The organism is Flavobacterium gelatinilyticum (genome assembly GCF_027111295.1).
In the GTDB taxonomy this organism is placed as follows: Bacteria; Bacteroidota; Bacteroidia; order Flavobacteriales; family Flavobacteriaceae; genus Flavobacterium; species Flavobacterium gelatinilyticum.
On the sequence record NZ_CP114287.1, the window covers coordinates 3122812 to 3145284 of the forward strand.

The 22473-nt window shown below is 36.0% G+C and carries 16 protein-coding genes; 12 read left to right on the forward strand and 4 right to left on the reverse strand.

What is annotated here, in order from left to right; translation table 11 throughout:
- Positions 1-185: 185 nt before the first annotated feature.
- Positions 186-791, forward strand: a complete 606-nt coding sequence (locus OZP11_RS13230) for a hypothetical protein (RefSeq protein WP_281231032.1) — start codon at positions 186-188, stop codon at positions 789-791.
- Here the strand turns inward: OZP11_RS13230 and OZP11_RS13235 are convergent.
- Positions 786-1493, reverse strand: a complete 708-nt coding sequence (locus OZP11_RS13235) for a porin family protein (RefSeq protein WP_281231033.1) — start codon at positions 1491-1493, stop codon at positions 786-788. The genes OZP11_RS13230 and OZP11_RS13235 overlap by 6 nt on opposite strands.
- 162 nt (positions 1494-1655) lie before the next feature.
- Between OZP11_RS13235 and OZP11_RS13240 the strand changes: the two genes are divergently transcribed.
- The 5 genes from OZP11_RS13240 to OZP11_RS13260 all read left to right on the forward strand — a co-directional run bounded on the left by OZP11_RS13240 (position 1656) and on the right by OZP11_RS13260 (position 9156).
- Positions 1656-2066, forward strand: coding sequence for a hypothetical protein (locus OZP11_RS13240; protein ID WP_281231034.1), 411 nt, complete (start codon positions 1656-1658; stop codon positions 2064-2066).
- 149 nt (positions 2067-2215) lie between these two features.
- Positions 2216-4423, forward strand: coding sequence for a TonB-dependent receptor (locus tag OZP11_RS13245; protein ID WP_281231035.1), 2208 nt, complete (start codon positions 2216-2218; stop codon positions 4421-4423).
- A gap of 145 nt (positions 4424-4568) precedes the next feature.
- Positions 4569-6677: a prolyl oligopeptidase family serine peptidase gene (locus OZP11_RS13250; protein WP_281231036.1), complete on the forward strand. Its 2109-nt coding sequence runs from the start codon at positions 4569-4571 to the stop codon at positions 6675-6677.
- 315 nt (positions 6678-6992) lie between these two features.
- Positions 6993-7985, forward strand: a complete 993-nt coding sequence (locus OZP11_RS13255) for a Gfo/Idh/MocA family protein (RefSeq protein WP_281231037.1) — start codon at positions 6993-6995, stop codon at positions 7983-7985.
- 196 nt (positions 7986-8181) lie between these two features.
- Positions 8182-9156, forward strand: a complete 975-nt coding sequence (locus OZP11_RS13260) for an integrase core domain-containing protein (protein WP_281231038.1) — start codon at positions 8182-8184, stop codon at positions 9154-9156.
- A gap of 91 nt (positions 9157-9247) precedes the next feature.
- On the opposite strand, the gene OZP11_RS13265 is transcribed toward OZP11_RS13260, so the two are convergent.
- On the reverse strand, positions 9248-10189 hold the full coding sequence (locus tag OZP11_RS13265; protein WP_281231039.1) for an outer membrane beta-barrel protein: 942 nt from the start codon (positions 10187-10189) through the stop codon (positions 9248-9250).
- A 178-nt stretch (positions 10190-10367) separates the two neighbouring features.
- Entirely contained in the window at positions 10368-14903 is a 4536-nt protein-coding gene (gene dnaE, locus OZP11_RS13270) for a DNA polymerase III subunit alpha (protein WP_281231040.1), read from the reverse strand.
- Between the two features lie 289 nt (positions 14904-15192).
- On the opposite strand from dnaE, the gene OZP11_RS13275 reads away from it, so the two are divergent.
- The 6 genes from OZP11_RS13275 to leuB all read left to right on the forward strand — a co-directional run bounded on the left by OZP11_RS13275 (position 15193) and on the right by leuB (position 22006).
- Positions 15193-15648 carry a hypothetical protein gene (locus OZP11_RS13275; RefSeq protein ID WP_281231041.1) on the forward strand — a complete coding sequence of 152 codons (456 nt, stop codon included), beginning with the start codon at positions 15193-15195 and terminating at the stop codon, positions 15646-15648.
- An 11-nt stretch (positions 15649-15659) separates the two neighbouring features.
- Positions 15660-16418, forward strand: coding sequence for a hypothetical protein (locus OZP11_RS13280; RefSeq protein WP_281231042.1), 759 nt, complete (start codon positions 15660-15662; stop codon positions 16416-16418).
- 505 nt (positions 16419-16923) lie between these two features.
- Positions 16924-18318, forward strand: a complete 1395-nt coding sequence (gene leuC / locus OZP11_RS13285) for a 3-isopropylmalate dehydratase large subunit (RefSeq protein ID WP_281231043.1) — start codon at positions 16924-16926, stop codon at positions 18316-18318.
- Between the two features lie 159 nt (positions 18319-18477).
- Positions 18478-19074, forward strand: a complete 597-nt coding sequence (gene leuD / locus OZP11_RS13290) for a 3-isopropylmalate dehydratase small subunit (RefSeq protein ID WP_026727052.1) — start codon at positions 18478-18480, stop codon at positions 19072-19074.
- A gap of 237 nt (positions 19075-19311) precedes the next feature.
- Positions 19312-20832 carry an alpha-isopropylmalate synthase regulatory domain-containing protein gene (locus tag OZP11_RS13295; RefSeq protein ID WP_281231044.1) on the forward strand — a complete coding sequence of 507 codons (1521 nt, stop codon included), beginning with the start codon at positions 19312-19314 and terminating at the stop codon, positions 20830-20832.
- Between the two features lie 118 nt (positions 20833-20950).
- Complete coding sequence (gene leuB, locus OZP11_RS13300) at positions 20951-22006, forward strand: 3-isopropylmalate dehydrogenase (RefSeq protein ID WP_281231045.1); 1056 nt, start codon at positions 20951-20953, stop codon at positions 22004-22006.
- Positions 22007-22105: 99 nt separating this feature from the next.
- Here the strand turns inward: leuB and rbp are convergent, their stop codons facing one another.
- Positions 22106-22456: an RNA-binding regulator gene (gene rbp, locus OZP11_RS13305; protein ID WP_281231046.1), complete on the reverse strand. Its 351-nt coding sequence runs from the start codon at positions 22454-22456 to the stop codon at positions 22106-22108.
- Positions 22457-22473: the final 17 nt, after the last annotated feature.

Genomic DNA, 22473 nt, shown 5'->3' on the forward strand with positions numbered 1-22473 from the left:
CTAGGATTTATAAAACGTTTAGCCGCAGATTAAAGGATTGTCCGGATTTCTGAATCTGTAAAATACTATATCCATATACAGCTGACGTCTTTTAAAAATAAATTATAATTTGTTGAAATTTGTGTAATGCGCCACGAAGAACATTATTTGACTATATTTGTTTAATACCCACAAAATACTGCGTTTTGAAAAAATTCCTGATCTTATTTTCCTATATATTCCATCCGATTTTTATATCGATGTACGCGACCTTGTTTTATCTGTATTGTAAAGAAGATATTTTTACTACTAACGAGAAATACTTTGTCTTATTTCAGATTCTGGTTATCACCTTTATTGTTCCAATATTGTTTTTTATGCTGCTTCGTTCAACAGGACATGTAAAATCTATGATGCTTCCGGAGACTTCGCAACGATTGATTCCACTGGTTTTACAGTGTTTTTTATATATTCTGCTGGTAAAAAGAAGTATTATAATTCTGCGTTACCCGGAATTGCATTTCTTTTTTCTGGGTGCTTTGTTTACCACTATTGCAGCATTGGTTTTGTCTCTTTTTAAAATCAAGGCCAGTCTTCACGTTGCTGCCATAAGCGGTTTTATGGTTTTTGCTGCGGGATTAAACATTCATCTTCAAATGCATAATCCGTATTGGGCTGCTTTTTTAATTTTAATAACCGGCATTGTAGCTTCTTCGAGATTAGAAATGGAGGCACATACTCCAAAAGAACTCCTTATTGGATTATTCATTGGTATATTTCCTCAGCTTTTGTTTTTATATCTTTGGTTATAAAATGTAGAAAATCAGTCCTGCATTAAGAGTTTTCAATTTAAGTCTTTCATCATCGATCGTAGTGGCTGTAGATTTAAACAACGGATTTACCCCGTAATAGATATACAAATTCCATGTGTTATAACCAGCTGAAAGATACGGACCGTATTGAAATTTATTAATATCGGGATTGTTTTTTATTCTATAAGTATTCTCTCCATCGTCCAGATTTGAGGCGTTTGAAAATACATAACTGAATTTTATTCCTGCATAAATTCTCCAGAATTTGGTGCTTTCGAAAGTCGAATTACGCCATCTGAATTCTATAGGAAGATCAACAGAATATTGTCTGTAACGATTAGAAACGAATTCATTATAACTGTTAACTCCGTAAAGAATTTCGCCTGCCGCGTCATCGTAAATATTAAGGTTCTGATAATAATTTTGATAACTGAATCCAAAACCCGCCGCGATCGCCACTGTTCTTGATTTGTTTACCGGCATGTCGCGCAGGAAACCTCCGGAAAGTCCCAAAGAGAATTTATTCTGTTTGAATTGACTTGGAATATCCGTAAACATATTATAGGTTACCGAAAAATAAAACTGATCTTCTCTGTACAAAGAGTCTATTTTAACTATCGGTTTTATTTCCGGTTTGGCATCGTCCTGCGAGAAAGCATTTAAAAACGAGATTAAAAACAAACAGCTAAAAAGTGATCGCATATATTTTTTTGATTTAAAACGGATTAATTAATGAAACGTTTTTCGGGATGGTTTTATTTCACTTACAAATATAATATAATGCCAGTTCAGGATAAGATTTGAATTTAAATATTCTGATTTTGATGAAGAATAAAGGAATTTACTGCGGTTTTTTCAAATAAAATGCAGCCGAAATCAAAAAATGGATTTGTATTTGCACGATCTTTTATACCTTTGCTTTTCATGAAGAAAAAGCAGCTCATACTTAGTCTTTCTTTTGCTGTTACAATATTGTTCTCGATATTGTTTCAGTCTATACACAGTTATGAGCATATCATAAAACAGCTTTCTGAGAAACAATGCCATCATGATTATAATGATCCAAACGGCGAAATAACGCATCAGCATCATAATTACGAGGTTTGTTTTGTTTGTAATTTTGCTTTTGAGTCCTTTATTCTTCCTCAGGATTTTTCTTTTCAGTTTTATTATTTCAACAGCGATATTCCGTATTTTTTTCCGCTGTCTGAAAAGATTTTTTCAGTTTCAAAAACCACGTATTTATTACGCGGACCTCCTGCTGTAGTTTCTTAAGCACCATTAAAAAAATCAATTTCTTTTTGTTCAAATTCAAAAGAACACTGCGTTTGCTAATCCTCATTCTCTGAATCAGGATCAGAATGCTTTGCTGTTTGTTTTTATTTGATGAAAAAGAAAATCAACAACTATAGCATCATTTTCAAATGAAAAAATTCATATTTGCCCTTATATTAGGGGTCTCGGGCATTCTTTCTGCTCAAAATTCGGTTTCAGGAACAGTAACCGATAATCAAAACCAGCCATTACCGGGCGTTTCTGTTTACGCACCGGAACTTCATAAAGGAACAACAACAGATGTAAACGGAAAGTACGAGTTAAACAACCTGCCAAACGGAAGTTTACGCATTGCTTTTTCGTATGTTGGATATGCCAATCAGAACAAAACTATTGTTAAATTAGTGAAACAAAATACTCTGGACATTGTTCTTGAAGAATCGATTCTGGAAATGGACGAGGTAGTGGTTTCAACTCCTTTTAACAAACTGCAATCGCAAAACGTAATGAAAATTGAGCACGAAAGCATCAAAACATTACAACAAAAAGGAACTTCAACTTTAATCGAAGGTTTAGCCACTATTCCGGGAGTTGCCCAGATTTCTACCGGAACTTCAATCGGGAAACCGGTTATCCGCGGACTCAGCGGGAATCGTGTTTTGGTTTATTCTCAGGGCGTTCGTATCGAAAATCAGCAGTTTGGAGACGAACATGGTTTAGGTTTAAACGATGCCGGAATCGAAAGCGTTGAAGTAATAAAAGGGCCGGCTTCTTTATTGTACGGTTCTGATGCTCTTGGAGGTGTCTTGTATTTCAATCCTGAAAAATTTGCCGATGCTGGTACTTTTAAAGCTAATTTCAGCCAAAAATATTTTACGAATACAGAAGGAAGTAATTCTTCTATAGGATTAAAAACATCTACAGACAATTGGAAATTCCTGGCAAGGGGAAGCTACAACACACATTCTGACTACAAAATCGCCGATGGCGACCGCGTTACAAACTCACGTTACAACGAAACTGATTTTAAAACCGGAATTGGCTACAGTAATTCAACTTTTTCAAGTGTTGTACGATACAATTACAATAAACTGGATATTGGAATTCCGGAAGAAGGAATTGCAGAACAGTCTTCAAGCAAGGACACACAATTTCCGAGACAGGGAATCTTTAATCATTTACTGAGTTTAAACAATGTTATCTTTTTTGAAAACTCAAAACTTGATGTTGATTTAGGGTATATCGCCAATGACCGAAGCGAATTTGAAGACAGCAACGAAGCTTCTTTGCACATGAAACTGAATACTTTCAATTATAATGCAAAATACCATTTCCCTAAATTCGGAAAAATCGAAACTATTTTGGGCGTTCAGGGAATGCATCAAACCAACAAAAATTCGGGTGAAGAATATTTGATTCCGGATGCCACTACAAATGATTTTGGTGTTTTTGGAACTGCTAATTACGAATGGGATAACAGCGTATTGCAGGCCGGATTGCGTTTCGATAACCGAAATATTACTTCAATCGCACACGGAACAGAAGGTGAAGAAGGGTATTTTCTTCCTCTTGACCGATCTTTTGACAGTTTTAATGCTTCTTTAGGGTATAAAACAAAATTAGCCGAGCCTTTAACCCTTCGTTTAAATGTGGCAACCGGATTTAGAGCGCCAAACTTAGCCGAATTAACTTCAAATGGAGTTCACGAAGGAACTAACCGATATGAAATTGGAAACGCTAATTTAAAAACAGAACAAAACGTTCAGACTGATTTGAATTTAGAATACAAAAACACGCATTTTGAATTTTTCGTAAACGGATTCTACAATCATGTAAACAATTACATTTATACGTCGCCAACCGGAGAAGTTTTAGAAGATAATGATGTTTTTGCTTATGTTCAGGATAATGCACAATTATATGGTGGTGAAGTTGGTCTGCACTTTCACCCTCACCCATTAGACTGGTTACATTTTGAAACTAGTTTTGAAACCGTTACAGGTAAAAAAGAAAACAAAGATTATCTGCCTTTAATTCCTGCAAACAACTGGAATAATACACTTAGAACTGAATTTAATATCCAAAACTGGTTAAGCGAAGGTTTTGCTTCTTTGAATGTATCTTCTACTTTTAGTCAGGATAATGTGAGTGGTTTCGAAACAGCTTCTAAAGGATATACTTTAGTAAACTTAGGTTTTGGCGGAACAGTAAAACTAGGAAAAACTGCTTTTGATATTAACTTAAACGGAAACAATTTATTTGATAAAAAATATATTGCACACCTTTCAAGATTAAAAACAGACGGTATTCCGAATATTGGAAGAAACATCGTTTTGGGAGTTAACTTTAATCTGTAACATTTTTAAACCATATAAGTCATATAAGTAAAAATAAGCGACGCTTTAAATTAAATGAACTTATATAACTTATATGGTTTATTTTTTCATCCTAAATTTTCACAACAAAAAGTGCTATTTTTGTTACAACAGAATAAAACTAACTATGAAAAAAACATTTTTATTAATGGCTATAACAACTGCAGGAATTTCATTTGGACAAAATAAAATTCAATATCCGCAAACTAAAAAAGGAGAAACTGTTGATGTGTATTTTGACACCAAAGTAAGCGATCCGTATCGTTGGTTAGAAGACGATAAATCTGCTGAAACGGGTGCATGGGTAAAGGCTGAAAATGAAGTAACTTACGGTTATTTAGATAAAATTCCGTTTAGAAATGAGCTGAAAGCCCGCATGGAAAAGCTATGGAATTTTGAAAAAATAGGCGCTCCGTCTAAAGAGGGAAAATTTACATATTATTCTAAAAATAACGGTCTTCAAAATCAATCTGTTATATACAGAAAAGACGAGAAAGGAAAAGAAGAAGTTTTCCTTGACCCGAATACATTCTCGAAAGACGGAACAACTTCGCTCAGCGGACTGGATTTTTCTAAAGACGGAAGTAAAGCAGCTTATTCTATTTCTGAAGGCGGAAGCGACTGGAGAAAAGTAATTATTATTGATGCTGTTTCTAAAAAAGTACTGGAAGATACTCTTGTTGATGTCAAATTCAGCGGTATTTCATGGCACGGAAATGACGGTTTTTATTATTCAAGTTATGAGAAACCAAAAGGAAGTGAACTGTCTGCCAAAACTGATCAGCATAAATTGTTTTTCCACAAACTGGGAACGGCTCAAAAAGACGATAAAATAATTTTTGGCGCCGATCAAAAAAGAAGATACGTAGGAGGCTATGTTACCGAAGACAATCGTTATTTAGTAATTACAGCTTCAAATTCTACTTACGGAAACGAATTGTACATTAAAGACCTCACGAAACCAAACAGCCCGATTGTTACCATTGTAGACAATTTTAACAGCGACAGTAATATTATTGAAAACGAAGGCAGTAAATTATTTATTGAAACTGATTTCAACGCTCCTAATAAACGCGTTGTAACGGTTGATGCCTCAAACCCGAAACCGGAAAACTGGAAAGATTTTATTAAAGAAACCAAAGATATTTTATCGCCTTCAACAGGTGCAGGTTATTTCTTTGCCAATTACACAAAAGATGCTGTTTCATTTGTACAGCAATACGATTATAACGGAAAATTAGTGCGCGAAATCAAACTTCCTGCTGTTGGAACTGCAGGCGGATTTGGCGGTAAAAAGAACGAAAAACTTCTGTATTACAGCTTTACCAACTACACTACTCCGGGAAGCATTTATTCTTTTGAACCAAAATCCGGTAAGTCTGAAATCTATGAGAAACCAAAAGTAGATTTCAAAAGCGAAGATTACGAATCTAAACAGGTTTTCTACACATCAAAAGATGGTACAAAAGTACCAATGATTATTACCTATAAAAAAGGAACAAAATTAGATGGTAAAAACCCAACAATCCTTTATGGTTACGGCGGATTCAACATCAGCTTAACACCAAGTTTCAGTATCGCAAATGCGGTTTGGATGGAAAACGGCGGTGTTTATGCTGTTGCCAACTTAAGAGGAGGCGGTGAATACGGAAAAAAATGGCACGATGCAGGAACAAAATTGCAAAAGCAAAATGTATTTGACGATTTTATCGCTGCTGCCGAATATCTAATCGCTCAAAAATATACCTCATCTGATTATTTGGCAATCCGCGGCGGATCTAATGGAGGTTTGCTGGTTGGTGCAGCTATGACACAGCGTCCTGAATTAATGAAAGTAGCTTTACCGGCTGTGGGCGTTATGGATATGCTCCGTTACAACGCTTTTACAGCGGGCGCAGGCTGGGCTTTTGATTACGGAACGGCTCAGGACAGCAAAGAAATGTTCGAGTATTTAAAAGGATATTCTCCTGTTCACAATGTTAAACAAGGAACGCATTATCCTGCTACAATGGTAACTACAGGAGATCATGATGATCGTGTTGTTCCGGCACATAGTTTTAAATTTGCATCTGAATTACAGGAAAAACAAGCCGGAGATAATCCTGTTTTAATTAGAATTGATGTTAAAGCCGGACACGGAGCAGGAAAATCTGTTGCAGCGTCTATTCAAGAAAATGTAGACATTCAAGCGTTTACGCTTTACAATATGGGTTTTACTTCTTTACCGAAAAAGTAAGACTTTAAGCTGAAATTTTTTAGCCGCGAATTCACGAATCTATTTTGTGAATCTCGTGGCTTTTTTATTTCACGCAGATTCAGCAGATTTTGGCAGATTTAAGATAATTTATTTTAAAAAATCTGTATGTATCTGCTCAAATCATCTTTAATCTGCGTGAAATAAATTCGTCCAATTCAACAAAACATCTTTAACCACGTAGATTAAAAATAAATTCGTGACTCGAGGACGAAGGATGAAAAGACGAAGTAATTCGTGGCTAACTTTTTTAAACAAAGCTTTTATACTAAATTTGAGAAACTTAAAACTTAAACAATGGAAATTATAAAATGGGGAATTATTGGCTGCGGAAATGTAACCGAAGTTAAAAGCGGACCTGCTTTTCAGAAGGCTCCAAACTCTGCTTTAGTTGCTGTTATGCGAAGAGATGCATCGCTTGCCGAAGATTACGCAAAACGACACAATGTTCCGAAATGGTATTCTAATGCTGAAGATTTAATTAATGATCCAGAAGTTGATGCCGTTTATATTGCCACTCCTCCATCTTCTCATAAAGAATATACCATTTTATGCGCCAAAGCAGGAAAACCTGTTTATGTTGAAAAACCAATGGCTTTAACTTTTGAAGAATGCAGCGAAATGATCAGCGCCTGCAAAGAACACAATGTTCCGTTATTTGTTGCTTATTACAGAAGAGCTCTGCCTCGCTTTTTAAAAATTAAAGAAATAATTGACGAAGGAAAATTAGGGAATATCAGGCACGTAAACTGTGTTTTATATCATCCTTTTGAGGAGCGCTACGATGACGAAATCAATCTTCCGTGGACTGTTTTACCGCATATTTCCGGAGGCGGTATTTTTGTTGATCTGGCCTGTCATACTTTGGATTTCCTGGATTTTGTTTTAGGTCCGATAAAGTCTGTTCGCGGACATGCAACTTCTCAACTTAAAGCGTATCCTGCTGAAGATGCCGTTTCGATGTCTTTTTTATTCGAAAACGGAATCCACGGATCGGGTATCTGGAATTTTGCAAGTTTTGAACGTTATGACAATACTGAAATTACAGGAGACAAAGGAAAAATTTCTTTCTCTACTTTTGGAAATGATCCTATTCACATTCAATATACAAATGGAGAAAAAGAAACAATTACAATAGAAAATCCGCTTCATATTCAGCAGCCATTTATTGAAACTGTTATTTCTGAACTTTTAGGCAGCGAAGGTGCTTCTCCATCAAAAGGAGTTTCTGGAGCAAGAACAACTTGGGTTATTGATGAAGTTTTAAAGGAGTTTAGAAATTCTAAATAAAGCTTGTGGATCTGAGCAAAGCGCTTAGAATAAGCACAATATTTATCATTTCGACCGAAGGGAGAAACCACACACGGGAATCTACATAGGGATTGACAATCTTTGCTGAATTACTAGTGTGATTTCTCCCTTCGGTCGAAATTGTAAAAGTTAGATAATTCGGTAACAAAATTTAACTTTAATAAATTTTGTTGGGATGAGAAACAATAGTCAGGATTCAACATTGGAAAGAAACTATTTAGAGAAGTACCGTTTTCTAATTAAAGAATATGAACAAGTTAAAAACAAGACCCATCCCTTGTACAAGAAGGCAATGGATTTTTATACGGCCAATGATACTTGCAGAAAGAGTTTTTTAAAGTATTATAATCGATATAAACAAAGTGGAAAGTCAGTAGATTTACTGCCTCAAAAACGTGGCCCAAAATATAAAACCAGACGCCCTTTGCCGTTCATAGAACAAAAAGTGGTTGAATTACGGGAAAAGGGAAACAATAAATATGAAATTGTTAGTATCTTAAATCCCAAATTGGGAAAATACACACCCTCATATTCTGGAGTTTACAATATTTTAAAGCGGCATAAAATAAACAGATTAACTCCGAAGATCAAAAAGAATCATCAGAAAATAATCAAAGAAAGAATGGGACAGCTGGGTCATATTGATTGTCATTATTTAAGCAAAAGCGTAATTCGCGGAGAAAACAAAAAACTCTATTTAGTCTGTGTAATTGATGATTACAGCCGTATTGCCTGGGCAGAATTAGTTCCGGACATCACGAGTTTAACAGTAATGTTTGCCTCATTAAAGTGCTTGAATATCTTAAGCAGTCATTATGAAATAAAATTTGAAGAGATATTGTCTGATAATGGGGCTGAATTTGGAATCAAAACAAGCAAGGTAAAAAATCAGCATCCATTTGAAAGAATGCTCATGGAATTAGGAATAGTTCACAGGTACACAAGACCTTACCGTCCGCAGACAAATGGCAAGGTTGAACGTTTTTGGAGAACTCTCGAAGAGGATTTATTACGGGATACTGATTTTGATTCGCAAGAAGAACTGAAAGAGGAATTATTACAATATTTGTATTATTACAATCATGAAAGACCACATCAGGGAATTGATGGAAAAAAGCCAATTGAAATGATAAATCCGTTACCGAAATAAGTAACCTTTACAGAAATGACAAAACTGCACACAAAAAAAAAGGATATCCTTCTGAATATCCTCTTTTTTTAAAACTGTAAAATTGTAAAAATTATAGGCTGTATTTTAAACCTACAGTTAGTCCAATACCTGAAATTCCAACAAAAGAACTTATATCATCAGTAGCTTTAGTATCATCAAAACCAGCTGCATTAGTTACTTTACTATTTGAACTTGTAGTTAATTGACTTACATAATTAGTATGAATAGCAGAATATGAAGCATCTTGTCTAAAAGTAGATGGAGTATGTAATTTATCTACTCCGTTTTCAGTGAAAACAGTAGTCTCTTTCGTTTTCCCATGAACAGTAAAGTTTCTGTATTCAATTTCAGCAAATACAGCGATCTTTTTCCCTAATTTATAAGAAGTTCCTACTGCTGCCATAAAACCAATAGTTGGATTAGGTTTTACAACGTCTTCAGAATATGTTTTAGCCATCACTCCTGCTGCTGTAGAATATTCACGATTTGTTTCAATTGTTAAGTCCCCATGTATCGGAACAATAACTCCAACTTTTGTATAAGGTTCAAAACCTTTAGATTCACCTAAAAACAACACTAATGAAGGTGATAAATCCCATGCTCTAATTTTTCCTACAGCATCACCTGTTACAAAAATATTTGTTGGAGCAGTTGCTACTAAACGATTTGTAGTCTCAACCATCAATTTATCAGCACTAGAATAATAGTTGATTCCCATCTCAACACCTACACGAGTTGAAAAACGGTAACCAGCAGTTAATCCAGAACGGAAACCTTCCCCAAAGGAACCGTGATTTGTTTTTCTCGAAATTAAAGTAGTTCCATTAGGTCCATAAACATCTGTATTTGGTAATTGACCATTTACAATTGGAAATTCGGTAGCTGCTGTCTGAAGGAAATATGATCCACCCAATTTAAAATACCAGGTTTCCGGCTTCTCTCCACTTGTTGTTTGCGCCATTGCAGTCATAGAGCAAACTAATAATCCTAATAAAAATAGGTTCTTTTTCATAATTCTGATTTAATTGATTTATACAAACTTAGAGTATTTTAACATATTCTTATAATTTGTATTGTTAGACTTGGTACGAAAACGTTGTAATTTCAGACAATATTACTAAAAAACTATTATGCGTGCATATTTTTAACATTAAAAATTAACAATCGTTTAAATTTTAACTGTTAATTTTTTAGTTCAGTTTAAAATTAATCTGCATTTTCTCCAATTCTGCCAACAATTCAGCTGAAATTCTTACTTTTAACCTTCGGCTTGGCATGGCTAATTTTGTTACCACTTTTATTTCCTCCACTTCTTTCATTTCCTGCATTTTAGCCTCACCAGAGACTGCTTCGCCTTCATCATTGTCATCTTCAAACACAGCATCGGATTCTTCGAACTCGCTTGTAGTTTCGACCTCAACTAATCGCTTGACGTTTTCGATTTCCATGATTTCAAAACTAACAGAATTCTCTCCTTTATTTTCATTGAATAAGTGACTCAGTCTATGAATAAATTCGGCTTGCAAATCTTTTATATCCAGCAGCAGAATCAGTTTTTTTGCAAATGCTTCCAGAATATCCTGTAATTGTCTTACCTCGACAAACTGCATTCTTGGATCTGATTTTTTACCTGTATCGTGATTTACCCATCCGTCCTTGATCAATATTTTCATGAAGGCAAAATTGTTCTGAATTAAAAAGTGGCGGAATTTCAAATATTCTTCACCAAAAATCTTAAACTCAAAACTTTCATCATATCCTTCTAAGTTAAATGCGGCCCAGCCTTTCCCGTTTTTCGCTACACGATGCTGTACGTTATTGATAATTCCGGCAACGGTAAGGTTTTTTCCAACATAATCATTCATATTTTTCAGTGCTTCCAGTCGGGCGTTGCAGAAATATTTCATTTCAAACCTGAAATCATCCAGCGGATGTCCGGAAATATAAATCCCTACAACCTCTTTTTCTTTTGCGAGTTTTTCCATTGTACTCCAGTCTTCACATGGCGGTACAATAGGTTCTGCAATCTGCACTTCACTGGTTTCTCCAAATAAACTTACCTGAGAGGAGTTTTCATTTTCCTGAAATTTCGACCCATAACGCATTGCTTTTTCGTAGAATGTAATTCCGTCGCCATCATCATGGAAATATTGCGCACGGCTTGTTCCTTCAAAAGAATCAAAACCGCCGGCCAATGCTAAGTTTTCTATCGCTTTTTTGTTGGCTGCACGAAGGTCAATTCGCTTCGCTAAATCAAAAATCGATTTATATCTTCCGTCTTTTCTGTTTTCTACAATTGTTTCTACCGCTCCAGAACCCACTCCTTTAATCGCTCCCATTCCGAAACGAACGGCGTAATCATCGTTTACGGTAAATTTATAGTACGACTCATTTACGTCTGGACCAAGAACTTGTAAGCCCATACGTTTACATTCTTCCATAAAGAACGAAACTTGTTTGATATCGTTCATGTTATTCGAAAGTACCGCTGCCATATATTCTGCAGGATAATGGGCTTTCAAATATGCTGTTTGATACGCAATCCAGGCATAACACGTCGAGTGCGATTTGTTGAAGGCGTAACTCGCAAAGGCTTCCCAGTCTTTCCAGATTTTCTCCAGAATTTTGGCATCGTGGCCTTTTGCTGCCGCTTGTTCAACAAACTTCGGCTTCATTTTATCCAGTACGTCTTTTTGTTTCTTACCCATCGCTTTACGCAAGACGTCGGCCTCACCCTTTGTAAATCCTGCCAAAGACTGAGACAAAAGCATTACCTGCTCCTGGTAAACTGTAATTCCGTAGGTTTCTGATAAATATTCGGCACAGGCATCTAAATCGTATTTAATTTCCTCGTCACCATTTTTTCTTCGAACGAAAGACGGAATGTACTCCAAAGGTCCCGGACGATACAAGGCGTTCATAGCAATTAAATCCCCGAATACCGTTGGTTTCAGATCTTTCATGTATTTCTGCATCCCAGGCGACTCGTATTGGAAGATTCCAACAGTTTCACCTCTTTGGAAAAGTGCATACGTTTCTTCATCATCAATTGGAAAAGTATCTGGATTTAGTTCAATTCCTGTTCTGTATTTTACCAGTTTTACGGTATCTTTTATCAGCGTAAGGGTCTTCAGACCCAAGAAGTCCATTTTCAGCAATCCGGCACTTTCTGCAACCGAGTTATCGAACTGTGTTACATATAAGTCCGAATCTTTTGCGGTTGTTACAGGAACGTAATTCGTAATATCCGACGGTGTAATAATTACCCCGCAGGCGTGAATACCCGTATTACGCATCGATCCTTCAAGGATTTTTGCCTGCTGAATGGTTTCTCCTGCCAAATCATCTTCATTGGCAATCGCGATTAGTTCTTTTACATTGTCAAATTCATCCGAACGAAGTGCTTTTTTAACCTCATCTTCACTTTCTGAAATAAAACGCGCCAAATTCCATTTTGACGGCATCATTCCCGGAATCAGTTTGGCAATCCTGTCGGCTTCAAATAATGGTAAATCCAGTACACGCGCCGTATCACGAATTGCCGATTTGGTTGCCATTTTACCATACGTGATAATCTGCGCCACCTGTTTTTGACCGTATTTGTTGATTACGTATTCCATTACACGTCCACGACCTTCGTCATCAAAGTCGATATCAATATCGGGCATCGATACACGGTCAGGATTTAGGAAACGCTCAAAAAGTAAGTCGTATTTAATTGGGTCAATATTGGTAATTCCTAGACAGTACGCAACGGCTGAACCCGCTGCAGAACCACGCCCAGGTCCTACCGAAACGTCCATATTTCTGGCTTCGGCGATGAAATCCTGTACAATCAGGAAATAACCCGGATATCCTGAATTTGAAATCGTCATTAATTCAAAATCCAAACGTTCCTGAATCGATTCGGTAATTTCGCCGTATCTTCTTTTCGCACCTTCCATTGTAAGATGACGTAAGTATTTATTTTCTCCACGAACACCGCCATCTTCCTCATCTTCGGGCACCATAAATTCGTCTGGAATTTCGAATTTCGGAAGTAATACATCACGATAAAGCGAATACCCTTCAACCTTATCTATAATTTCCTGAATGTTGATAATCGCTTCCGGCAGATCCGCAAAAAGCTTTTTCATCTCGTCTTGCGACTTGAAATAATATTCCTGATTTGGAAGTCCGTAACGGTAACCACGACCACGACCAATTGGCGTTGCTTGTTTTTCACCGTCTTTTACGCACAATAAAATGTCGTGTGCATTGGCATCTTCTTTATTTAAATAATAGGTATTGTTTGTCGCAATTAATTTGACATTGTGCTTTTGAGAAAACTCAATCAGGGTTTTGTTTACACGATTTTCATCTTCCTGATTATGGCGCATTACTTCCAAATAGAAATCCTCGCCAAATTGTTCCTTCCACCAAATCAAAGCTTCTTCGGCTTGGTTTTCACCAATATTCAGGATTTTACTCGGAATTTCTCCGTATAAATTCCCGGATAAAACCATAATATCTCCTTTGTATTGCTCAACAATTTTTCTGTCAATTCTCGGAACGTAATAAAATCCTTCTGTATAAGCAATCGAAGCCATTTTAGCCAGGTTGTGATAACCGGCTTTATTTTTAGCCATTAAAACAACCTGATAACCGTTGTCTTTTTTGCTTTTATCTAAATGATTGTCGCAGATATTAAATTCGCAGCCCACAATAGGTTTAACCTCTGTTTCTGTTGGTTCTTCGCCTGCTTCAACTAGGGCTTTGTTTTTTCCAGAAGCTGCTTTATTGTGATTCATAACAGCACTCACAAAATGGAAAGCTCCCATCATGTTTCCAGTATCGGTCATGGCCACGGCCGGCATTCCGTTTTTAGCGGCAGCAGCCACAATATTTCCGACTCCAATAGTCGACTGTAGAACCGAAAACTGTGTATGATTGTGCAAATGAGCAAATTTTGCTGCTTTAAAATCAGCTTTATCTTCTTCTGAAACAACAGTCTCTTTGCCTTCTCCGGCTAAAGCTTTAAGCTGTTCTCTAATTTTATCAGAAGCCGCTTTTAAGTTGATGTGTTTTAAACCAATTAACTTAAATGGCTCCGCATTTCTTTCCTGAAATTCTTTGAAATACTCTTTTGGAACATCCAGTTCTTCTTTGGTAAAAACTTCTCTTCTAACCAATTCCAAGAAACAACGCGTAGTTGCCTCAACGTCGGCAGTTGCGTTGTGCGCTTCAGCAAAAGGCTGGTCGAAAAGATAGCTGTGTAGTTCAGTCAAAGTTGGAAGCTTGAATTTTCCTCCACGACCTCCGGGAAGCTGCAATAACGAAGCCGTAACTTCGGTACAAGTATCCAGAACCGGGATTGAAGCCATAGTAGACTCTACGCCCATTCTATGGAATTCGGCTCCCATAATGTTAACGTCGAATCCTAAATTCTGACCTACAATAAACTTGGTTTTTCCTAATGCAATATTGAATTTCTCTAAAACTTCGGCCAGAGTGATTCCATCGGCTTCTGCCAATTCAGTCGAAATTCCGTGAATACGTTCAGCATCGTACGGAATATTAAATCCTTCCGGTTTTACCAAATAATCCTGATGTTCGACAAGCTGTCCCATTTCGTCATGAAGCTGCCACGCGATTTGTATACAGCGCGGCCAGTTATCAGAATCAGTTATCGGGGCGTCCCATCGTTTTGGTAATCCGGTGGTTTCGGTATCGAATATTAAATACATAGAATTATAAAAAAGTCAAATTTTAAAGTTCCAAATTTCAAAGCTTTCCTGTTGCAAAACATTGACAACATGAAACATAACAAAATGCGATATGAAAAATGGAGGAAGTTCAAATTTACGCTTTTTTTGTAGAAATTAAAGTCTGAAATTGTTAAACAAAACAACTTCTTTTGATAAAATAATATTAGTTTTAAACATTTTAACAATCTAATTTAGACAACAATTTACAATCAGACCTGATACTGAGGATTTAATTACATTTAAATCATAAAACTTGAATCAAGATTCTATGAAAAAACACTTTTTCTTTTTTCTAATATTATTGTTGACCGGATGTTCCGGAAAGAATCCAATTGAAAAAACATTAATCTCAAATTCAGATGAATACTGGACATACTACAGTTCTACTTCCAATCTGGTTACCTATTTTAAATTTAAAGATGATCAATTAAGTTATCGCTGTTACAGAGACCCGGACAGCAGTAAATTTTACGAATATTCAAAAAATACAGAACCACCACGAAAATGGTCTGTAACAAAAGACAGTGTATTGACCTGGAATGACTTTAATTATGATGTTGTAAGCTATAATGATAAAGCTGTTGTATTATTATACTTTACCAAAGAAGAACCGTATACATCTTATATTTTTTTAATTAAAGAAGATACAAAACCCAGAGAAACTGTTAGCGATTTTGACCAAAAAAGAATATTCAATCCCGAAAAATATCCTTTTTCAAAATAGTTAGAGTTAAGATGAAAAATAGTATAGTTAAAATAACCGGCTTCTTTTTCCTTTTACTTTCTATAAATGGCTGTGAGAAAAATATTGAATCCAAAATAAATCATTCCATTAACGCTTTGAACGAAAAATTCCCTCAGTTAAAAACAGGAAAAAAAAGACCTCAAAGTCAGTTTACATTTGAAAAGAGTGTCCGAAACGGAAAATACAATTTTGAGATTCTGCTTTATTCTCAACCTGAAGGTTATCCGGAAAGGAATCAAATAATTGTAATCAAAAATGCTAAAAACGAAGTTTATTCTCTTCCTCTTTTTAATAATAAATACAAGAATTACTGGCAGTTTCCTTTTGACAAACCAATACCAGGAGTTTCTAAAATTACCGCAACATTTACAGAACAAATGAATACCGCAATTGATACTTTAGTCCCTAATAATGATCGAAAGAAACGAATGAAGCAATATCATATAATTAATGAATTATTGACGTCTGTCTTAAATTGTAAAAACATTCAAGAAAAAGATTCTACGTTATTTTTTAACATCATAAGAGGAAACCCTGACCTGCCTGATGAAGACATTAAAACTGCTCTAATAAGAATTCGCAAAAATTACGAACTAATGAAAAAGCAGTGGAATCCTCAAAACCTTGGTTATTCTAATAGTTATTTTGACGAAAGAAACGCCCGGGTTTATCAGGTAAACTTCATTAAAAATAAAGTCAAAATCAGGACGTACAGAATAGATTACGGAATGCATTATATCGATCTTTAAAACTCTTCCATCTATTATTTTAAACTTTTAAAATACTTGAGATTCATAAAATTTCACCTCTTGGATGTCGTAGTATTTTGCTGTTTTATTGATTCTAAATAACAAGTAAAAAACAATATTTTACACCCTTAAAAAGCAAAGAAGCATCCATTTGCAAACAAAATCAAAATTAACAATTATTACTATTTTTATCCGTTTTGTTACATTTTTTCAAACAAAAACCCGTATTTTATAGTAGTTTTGAGATAAATTTGCAAACTATTAAAACAAAAAACAATCAAGGAAAATTAAAGCCAAAAAAGAAAAGTAAAATCAGTTTCTAAATCATTTTTCTTCCAAATTTTAGGTTACAAAAGCCAATTTTTAATTTGTAAATCAGTTTGGGCATCGTATATAATGAAATATTGAAATTGACGCTTTTTTATCTTTTTTTACTTTTGTTTTGCTATTATAATGAACAGGAAATTGCTGTGGTTATAGAAATTACAATTAAAAAAAATAAAAAATGAGTAAGACATTATTTGACAAAGTATGGGATTCACATGTTGTGCGTAAAATTGAAGATGGGCCAGATGTGTTTTTTATTGACCGCCATTTCATTCATGAAGTTACGAGTCCTGTTGCTTTTTTAGGATTAAAATCAAGAGGCGTTAACGTGTTATACCCACAACGTACTTTTGCAACTGCAGACCACAATACACCAACCATAAACCAACACTTACCAGTTCAGGATCCTCTTTCTGCAAATCAGTTAAAAGCTCTTGAAGACAATGCAAACGAATACGGTATTTCGCACTGGGGATTAGGTCACCAAAAAAATGGAATTGTACACGTAGTTGGTCCTGAAAACGGAATTACTTTGCCAGGTGCTACTATTGTATGCGGGGATTCACATACGTCTACTCACGGTGCTTTTGGAGCTATCGCTTTCGGTATCGGAACATCTGAGGTTGAAATGGTGCTTTCTACTCAATGTATTATGCAGCCTAAACCAAAGAAAATGCGTATTAACGTAAACGGACAACTAAGTAAAGGTGTTGGACCAAAAGACGTTGCGCTTTATATTATTGCTCAATTAACTACTTCTGGAGGAACGGGTTATTTTGTGGAATACGCTGGTAATGTTTTTGAAAACATGACTATGGAAGGTCGTATGACAGTTTGTAACTTAAGTATCGAAATGGGTGCTCGTGGAGGAATGATTGCTCCTGACCAAACTACTTTCGATTTCTTAGAAGGAAGATTATACGCTCCAAAAGGAGAAGCCTGGACTAAAGCTGTTGAATATTGGAAAACACTTAAAACGGATGCTGATGCTGTTTTTGATGCTGAATTAAACATCAAAGCGGAAGATATCGAACCAATGATTACGTATGGTACTAACCCTGGAATGGGAATTGGTATTACAAAACATATCCCAAATGCCAAAGAAGTTGAAGGCGGTGAGGAAACTTACAAAAAATCTTTAGCTTACATGGGCTTCAATGAAGATGATGTAATGATCGGAAAACAAATCGATTACGTTTTCTTAGGAAGCTGTACAAACGGACGTATTGAAGATTTTAGAGCTTTCGCTGAAATTGTAAAAGGAAGAAAAAAAGCGGATAATGTTACGGCTTGGTTAGTTCCTGGATCTCACGTTGTTGAAGCACAAATTAAAGAAGAAGGAATTTTAGATATCCTGACAGAAGCCGGTTTCGTATTACGTCAGCCTGGATGTTCTGCTTGTTTAGCTATGAACGATGATAAAGTTCCTGCTGGTAAATATGCAGTAAGTACTTCAAACAGAAACTTTGAAGGTCGTCAAGGTCCTGGTTCTAGAACTTTATTAGCAAGTCCGATTATGGCTGCTGCTGCTGCTGTTACAGGAAAATTAACAGATCCAAGGGAATTATTTTAGATTGAAGATTTTAGATTTTAGATTTCTCACTTTGCGTAATCTTTTTCTAAACTTCTTCAAATAAAAATTCATTTACATTATTTAATACAAAAATTTTAGCGTTTAGAATTCATCCCAGTGGTAAAATCTAAAATCTAAAATCCAAAATCTAAAATTAAAATGGCATACGATAAATTTAATATACTTACAAGCAGCGGAGTTCCGTTGCCAATTGAGAACGTAGATACAGATCAAATCATTCCAGCTCGTTTCTTAAAAGCTACAAAACGTGAAGGTTTTGGAGATAATCTTTTCAGAGACTGGAGATACAACGGAGATGACACTCCAAAAGCAGATTTCGTTTTAAACAACCCAACTTACAGCGGAAAAATCCTTGTAGGAGGAAAAAACTTCGGTTCCGGATCTTCCAGAGAGCACGCTGCATGGGCAGTTTACGATTACGGATTCCGTGCTGTAGTTTCTAGTTTCTTTGCAGATATCTTCAAAGGAAACTGTTTGAATATTGGGGTTTTACCAGTACAAATCAGCCCTGAATTTTTAGCTAATATCTTTAAAGCTATCGAAGCTGATCCAAACACAGAATTAGAAATCAATCTTCCTAACCAAACGATTACTTTATTATCAACCGGAGAGCAAGAGTCTTTCGCAATTAATGGTTATAAAAAGAACAACCTAATTAATGGTTTTGACGATATTGATTATTTACAAGACATGAAAGAAGATATTAAAGCTTTCGCTGATAAACTTCCTTACTAATAGCAATATCATTCAGTCTATTAGACCCGAAAGGCTTTAAAACCTCTCGGGTCTTTCTAGAATATAGAACGCGGATAAAACAGATTTGCTTTCGCAAAGACGCTGAAAAAAACAGATTCTTTTTTTAGCTAAAACAAAAATCCGCGTGAATCCGCGTCTTCGCGAAAGCGAATCCGTAAAATCCGCGTCAAATTAAAAACTGTTTATCGAGCACAGTTAGAATTATAGAATATCAATATGGAAAAAAGAAAAATTGAAATAATGGATACGACGCTTCGTGATGGTGAACAAACATCAGGAGTTTCATTTTCTGCTGCAGAAAAACTGACCATTGCGCAATTGTTGCTGGAGGAACTACATATTGATAGAATTGAAATTGCTTCTGCACGTGTAAGCGAAGGAGAATTTAATGCTGTAAAAGGCATCACTTCGTGGGCTGCATTAAAAGGATATACAAACAGAATTGAAGTTCTGACGTTTGTCGACGGAGGAGTTTCAATTGAATGGATGAAAAAAGCGGGTGCCAAAGTGCAAAATTTATTGACCAAAGGCTCAATGAATCACTTGACGCATCAATTGAAAAAAACGCCTGAACAGCACTTTTCTGAAATTGCTCAAATTATCACTTTAGCAAAAGAAAACGACATTGAAACCAATGTATATTTAGAAGACTGGAGCAACGGAATGCGAAATTCTCCTGAATATGTTTTTCAATTTTTAGAGTTTTTATCGACTCAGCCAATCAAAAGAGTTTTACTTCCTGATACTTTAGGAGTTTTAATTCCGTCTTTGACTTTTGAATTTATTTCGAAAATTAAAGAAAAATATCCGCAGATTCATTTTGACTTTCACGCTCACAACGATTACGATTTAAGCGTTGCCAATGTTATGGAAGCAATAAAAGCTGGAATCAACGGGCTTCATGTAACGGTAAACGGAATGGGAGAACGTGCCGGAAATGCACCTCTTGAAAGCACTGTGGCCGTTATCAACGATTATTTACCGCAAGTAAATATCAACGTAAAAGAAACTTCATTGTATTCTGTAAGCAAGCTGGTTGAAACGTTTACAGGTTACAGAATTCCTGCAAATAAGCCAATTGTAGGCGATAACGTTTTTACGCAGACAGCTGGGATTCACGCTGACGGGGACAACAAAAACAATCTTTATTTTAATGATCTTCTTCCGGAGCGTTTTGGAAGAAAACGTAAATATGCCCTTGGAAAAACTTCTGGAAAGGCCAATATCGAAAAAAATCTTCAGGAATTAGGTCTGCAATTAAATCAGGAAGATTTAAAACTGGTTACCCAAAGAATTATCGAATTGGGCGACAAAAAAGAAACCGTAACAAAGGAAGACCTTCCGTACATTATTTCGGATGTTTTGGACAGCCATACTTACGAAGAAAAAATCAAAATCGAATCTTATATATTAGTCCACTCAAAAGGAATGCGTCCGTCGACAACTTTGTCATTAAATCTTAATGGCGAAATAATCGAGGAAAATGCACAAGGAGACGGTCAGTTTGATGCTTTTATGAATGCTTTATCTAAAATTTACAAAAGCAAAAAACTAACGCTTCCAAAATTGATTGACTATGCCGTGAGAATTCCGCCGGGAAGCAGCTCTGATGCGTTGTGTGAAACCATTATTACATGGGTCAACAACGGAAAAGAATTCAAAACCCGCGGATTAGATTCAGATCAAACCGTTGCAGCGATTATTGCGACACAAAAAATGCTTAATATAATTACTTAATAATGTAGGGACAAAGGTTCGGAGGAACAAAGTGACAAAGGCTAAAAATAGCGTTTTCATCCCAACACCTTTGAACCTTTGTTACTTTGTCACTTTGAACCTTAATAACACATATAGAATGAAATTAAACATAGCTCTTTTAGCCGGAGACGGAATCGGACCAGAAGTAATTAATGAAGCTGTAAAAGTATCTGATGCTGTTGCACAAAAATTTGGACACGAAATCACCTGGAAACCAGCTTTAACAGGCGCTGCTGCAATTGATGCAGTGGGCGAACCTTATCCAGATTCAACACATGAAGTTTGTAAAAATGCTGATGCCGTTCTTTTCGGAGCAATTGGCCACCCTAAATACGACAACGATCCTTCTGCACCTGTACGACCAGAGCAAGGCTTGTTAAAAATGCGTAAAGCATTAGGTTTGTTCGCAAACGTAAGACCAACTTTTACATTCCCATCTTTATTAGACAAATCGCCGCTAAAAAGAGAAAGAATCGAAGGAACTGATTTAGTTTTCTTAAGAGAATTAACCGGCGGAATTTACTTTGGCGAAAAAGGAAGAAAAGACAACGGAGATACCGCTTACGACAATTGTGTTTACACAAGAGCAGAAGTACAGCGTCTGGCTAAAAAAGGTTTCGAACTGGCAATGACACGTTCTAAAAAATTATGCTGCGTTGATAAAGCAAACGTTTTGGAAACTTCTCGTTTATGGAGAGAAACAGTTCAGGCGATGGAAAAAGATTATCCGGAGGTTGAAGTGAGCTACGAATTTGTTGATGCTGTTGCCATGCGTTTGGTTCAATGGCCAAACTCTTATGATGTATTAATTACTGAAAACTTATTTGGAGATATCTTAACAGATGAGGCTTCTGTAATTTCAGGTTCAATGGGATTAATGCCTTCTGCATCTATGGGAGCTGAAGTGTCTTTATTTGAACCTATTCACGGTTCATACCCTCAAGCTACAGGATTAAACATTGCAAACCCAATGGCTACTATTTTATCTGCTGCCATGATGTTCGAAAACTTCGGATTAATGGAAGAAGGAAAAGCAATGAGAGCGGCTGTAAACAAGGCTTTAGAAGCTGGAGTAGTTACAGAGGATCTGGCAAATGGAGGCAAAGCATACGGCACTAAAGAAGTGGGCGACTGGTTAGCTGCAAACATATAATTTTTGTTTCAAGTTTTATTTGTTTCAGGTTGGCAAAACCTGAAAACAAAAAAAGGGATCAACTTTCGTTGATCCCTTTTATATTTTAGAAAAAAAACATTAATATTCTCTTCTGTTTCCGCGATCTCCTCCGCCGCGGTTGTTTCCATAACCGCCGCGATTGTTGTTTCCACCGCGATTGTTATTAAAACTTCTTCTTTCGCCTTCTGGTTTTGGCTCAGACTTGTTTACCACGATTGTACGTCCAGACACTACTGCCCCGTTCAATTCGTCGATTGCTTTCTGAGCTTCGTCATCATTTGGCATTTCAACAAAACCAAAGCCTTTACTTCTTCCAGTAAATTTATCAGTAATAATTTTAACAGAGTCAACTGTTCCATAAGCCTCAAAAGACTCTCTTAAATCTGCTTCCTCAATACTGAATGGAAGGCTTCCAACGAAAATATTCATAGATACTTTTTTATAAT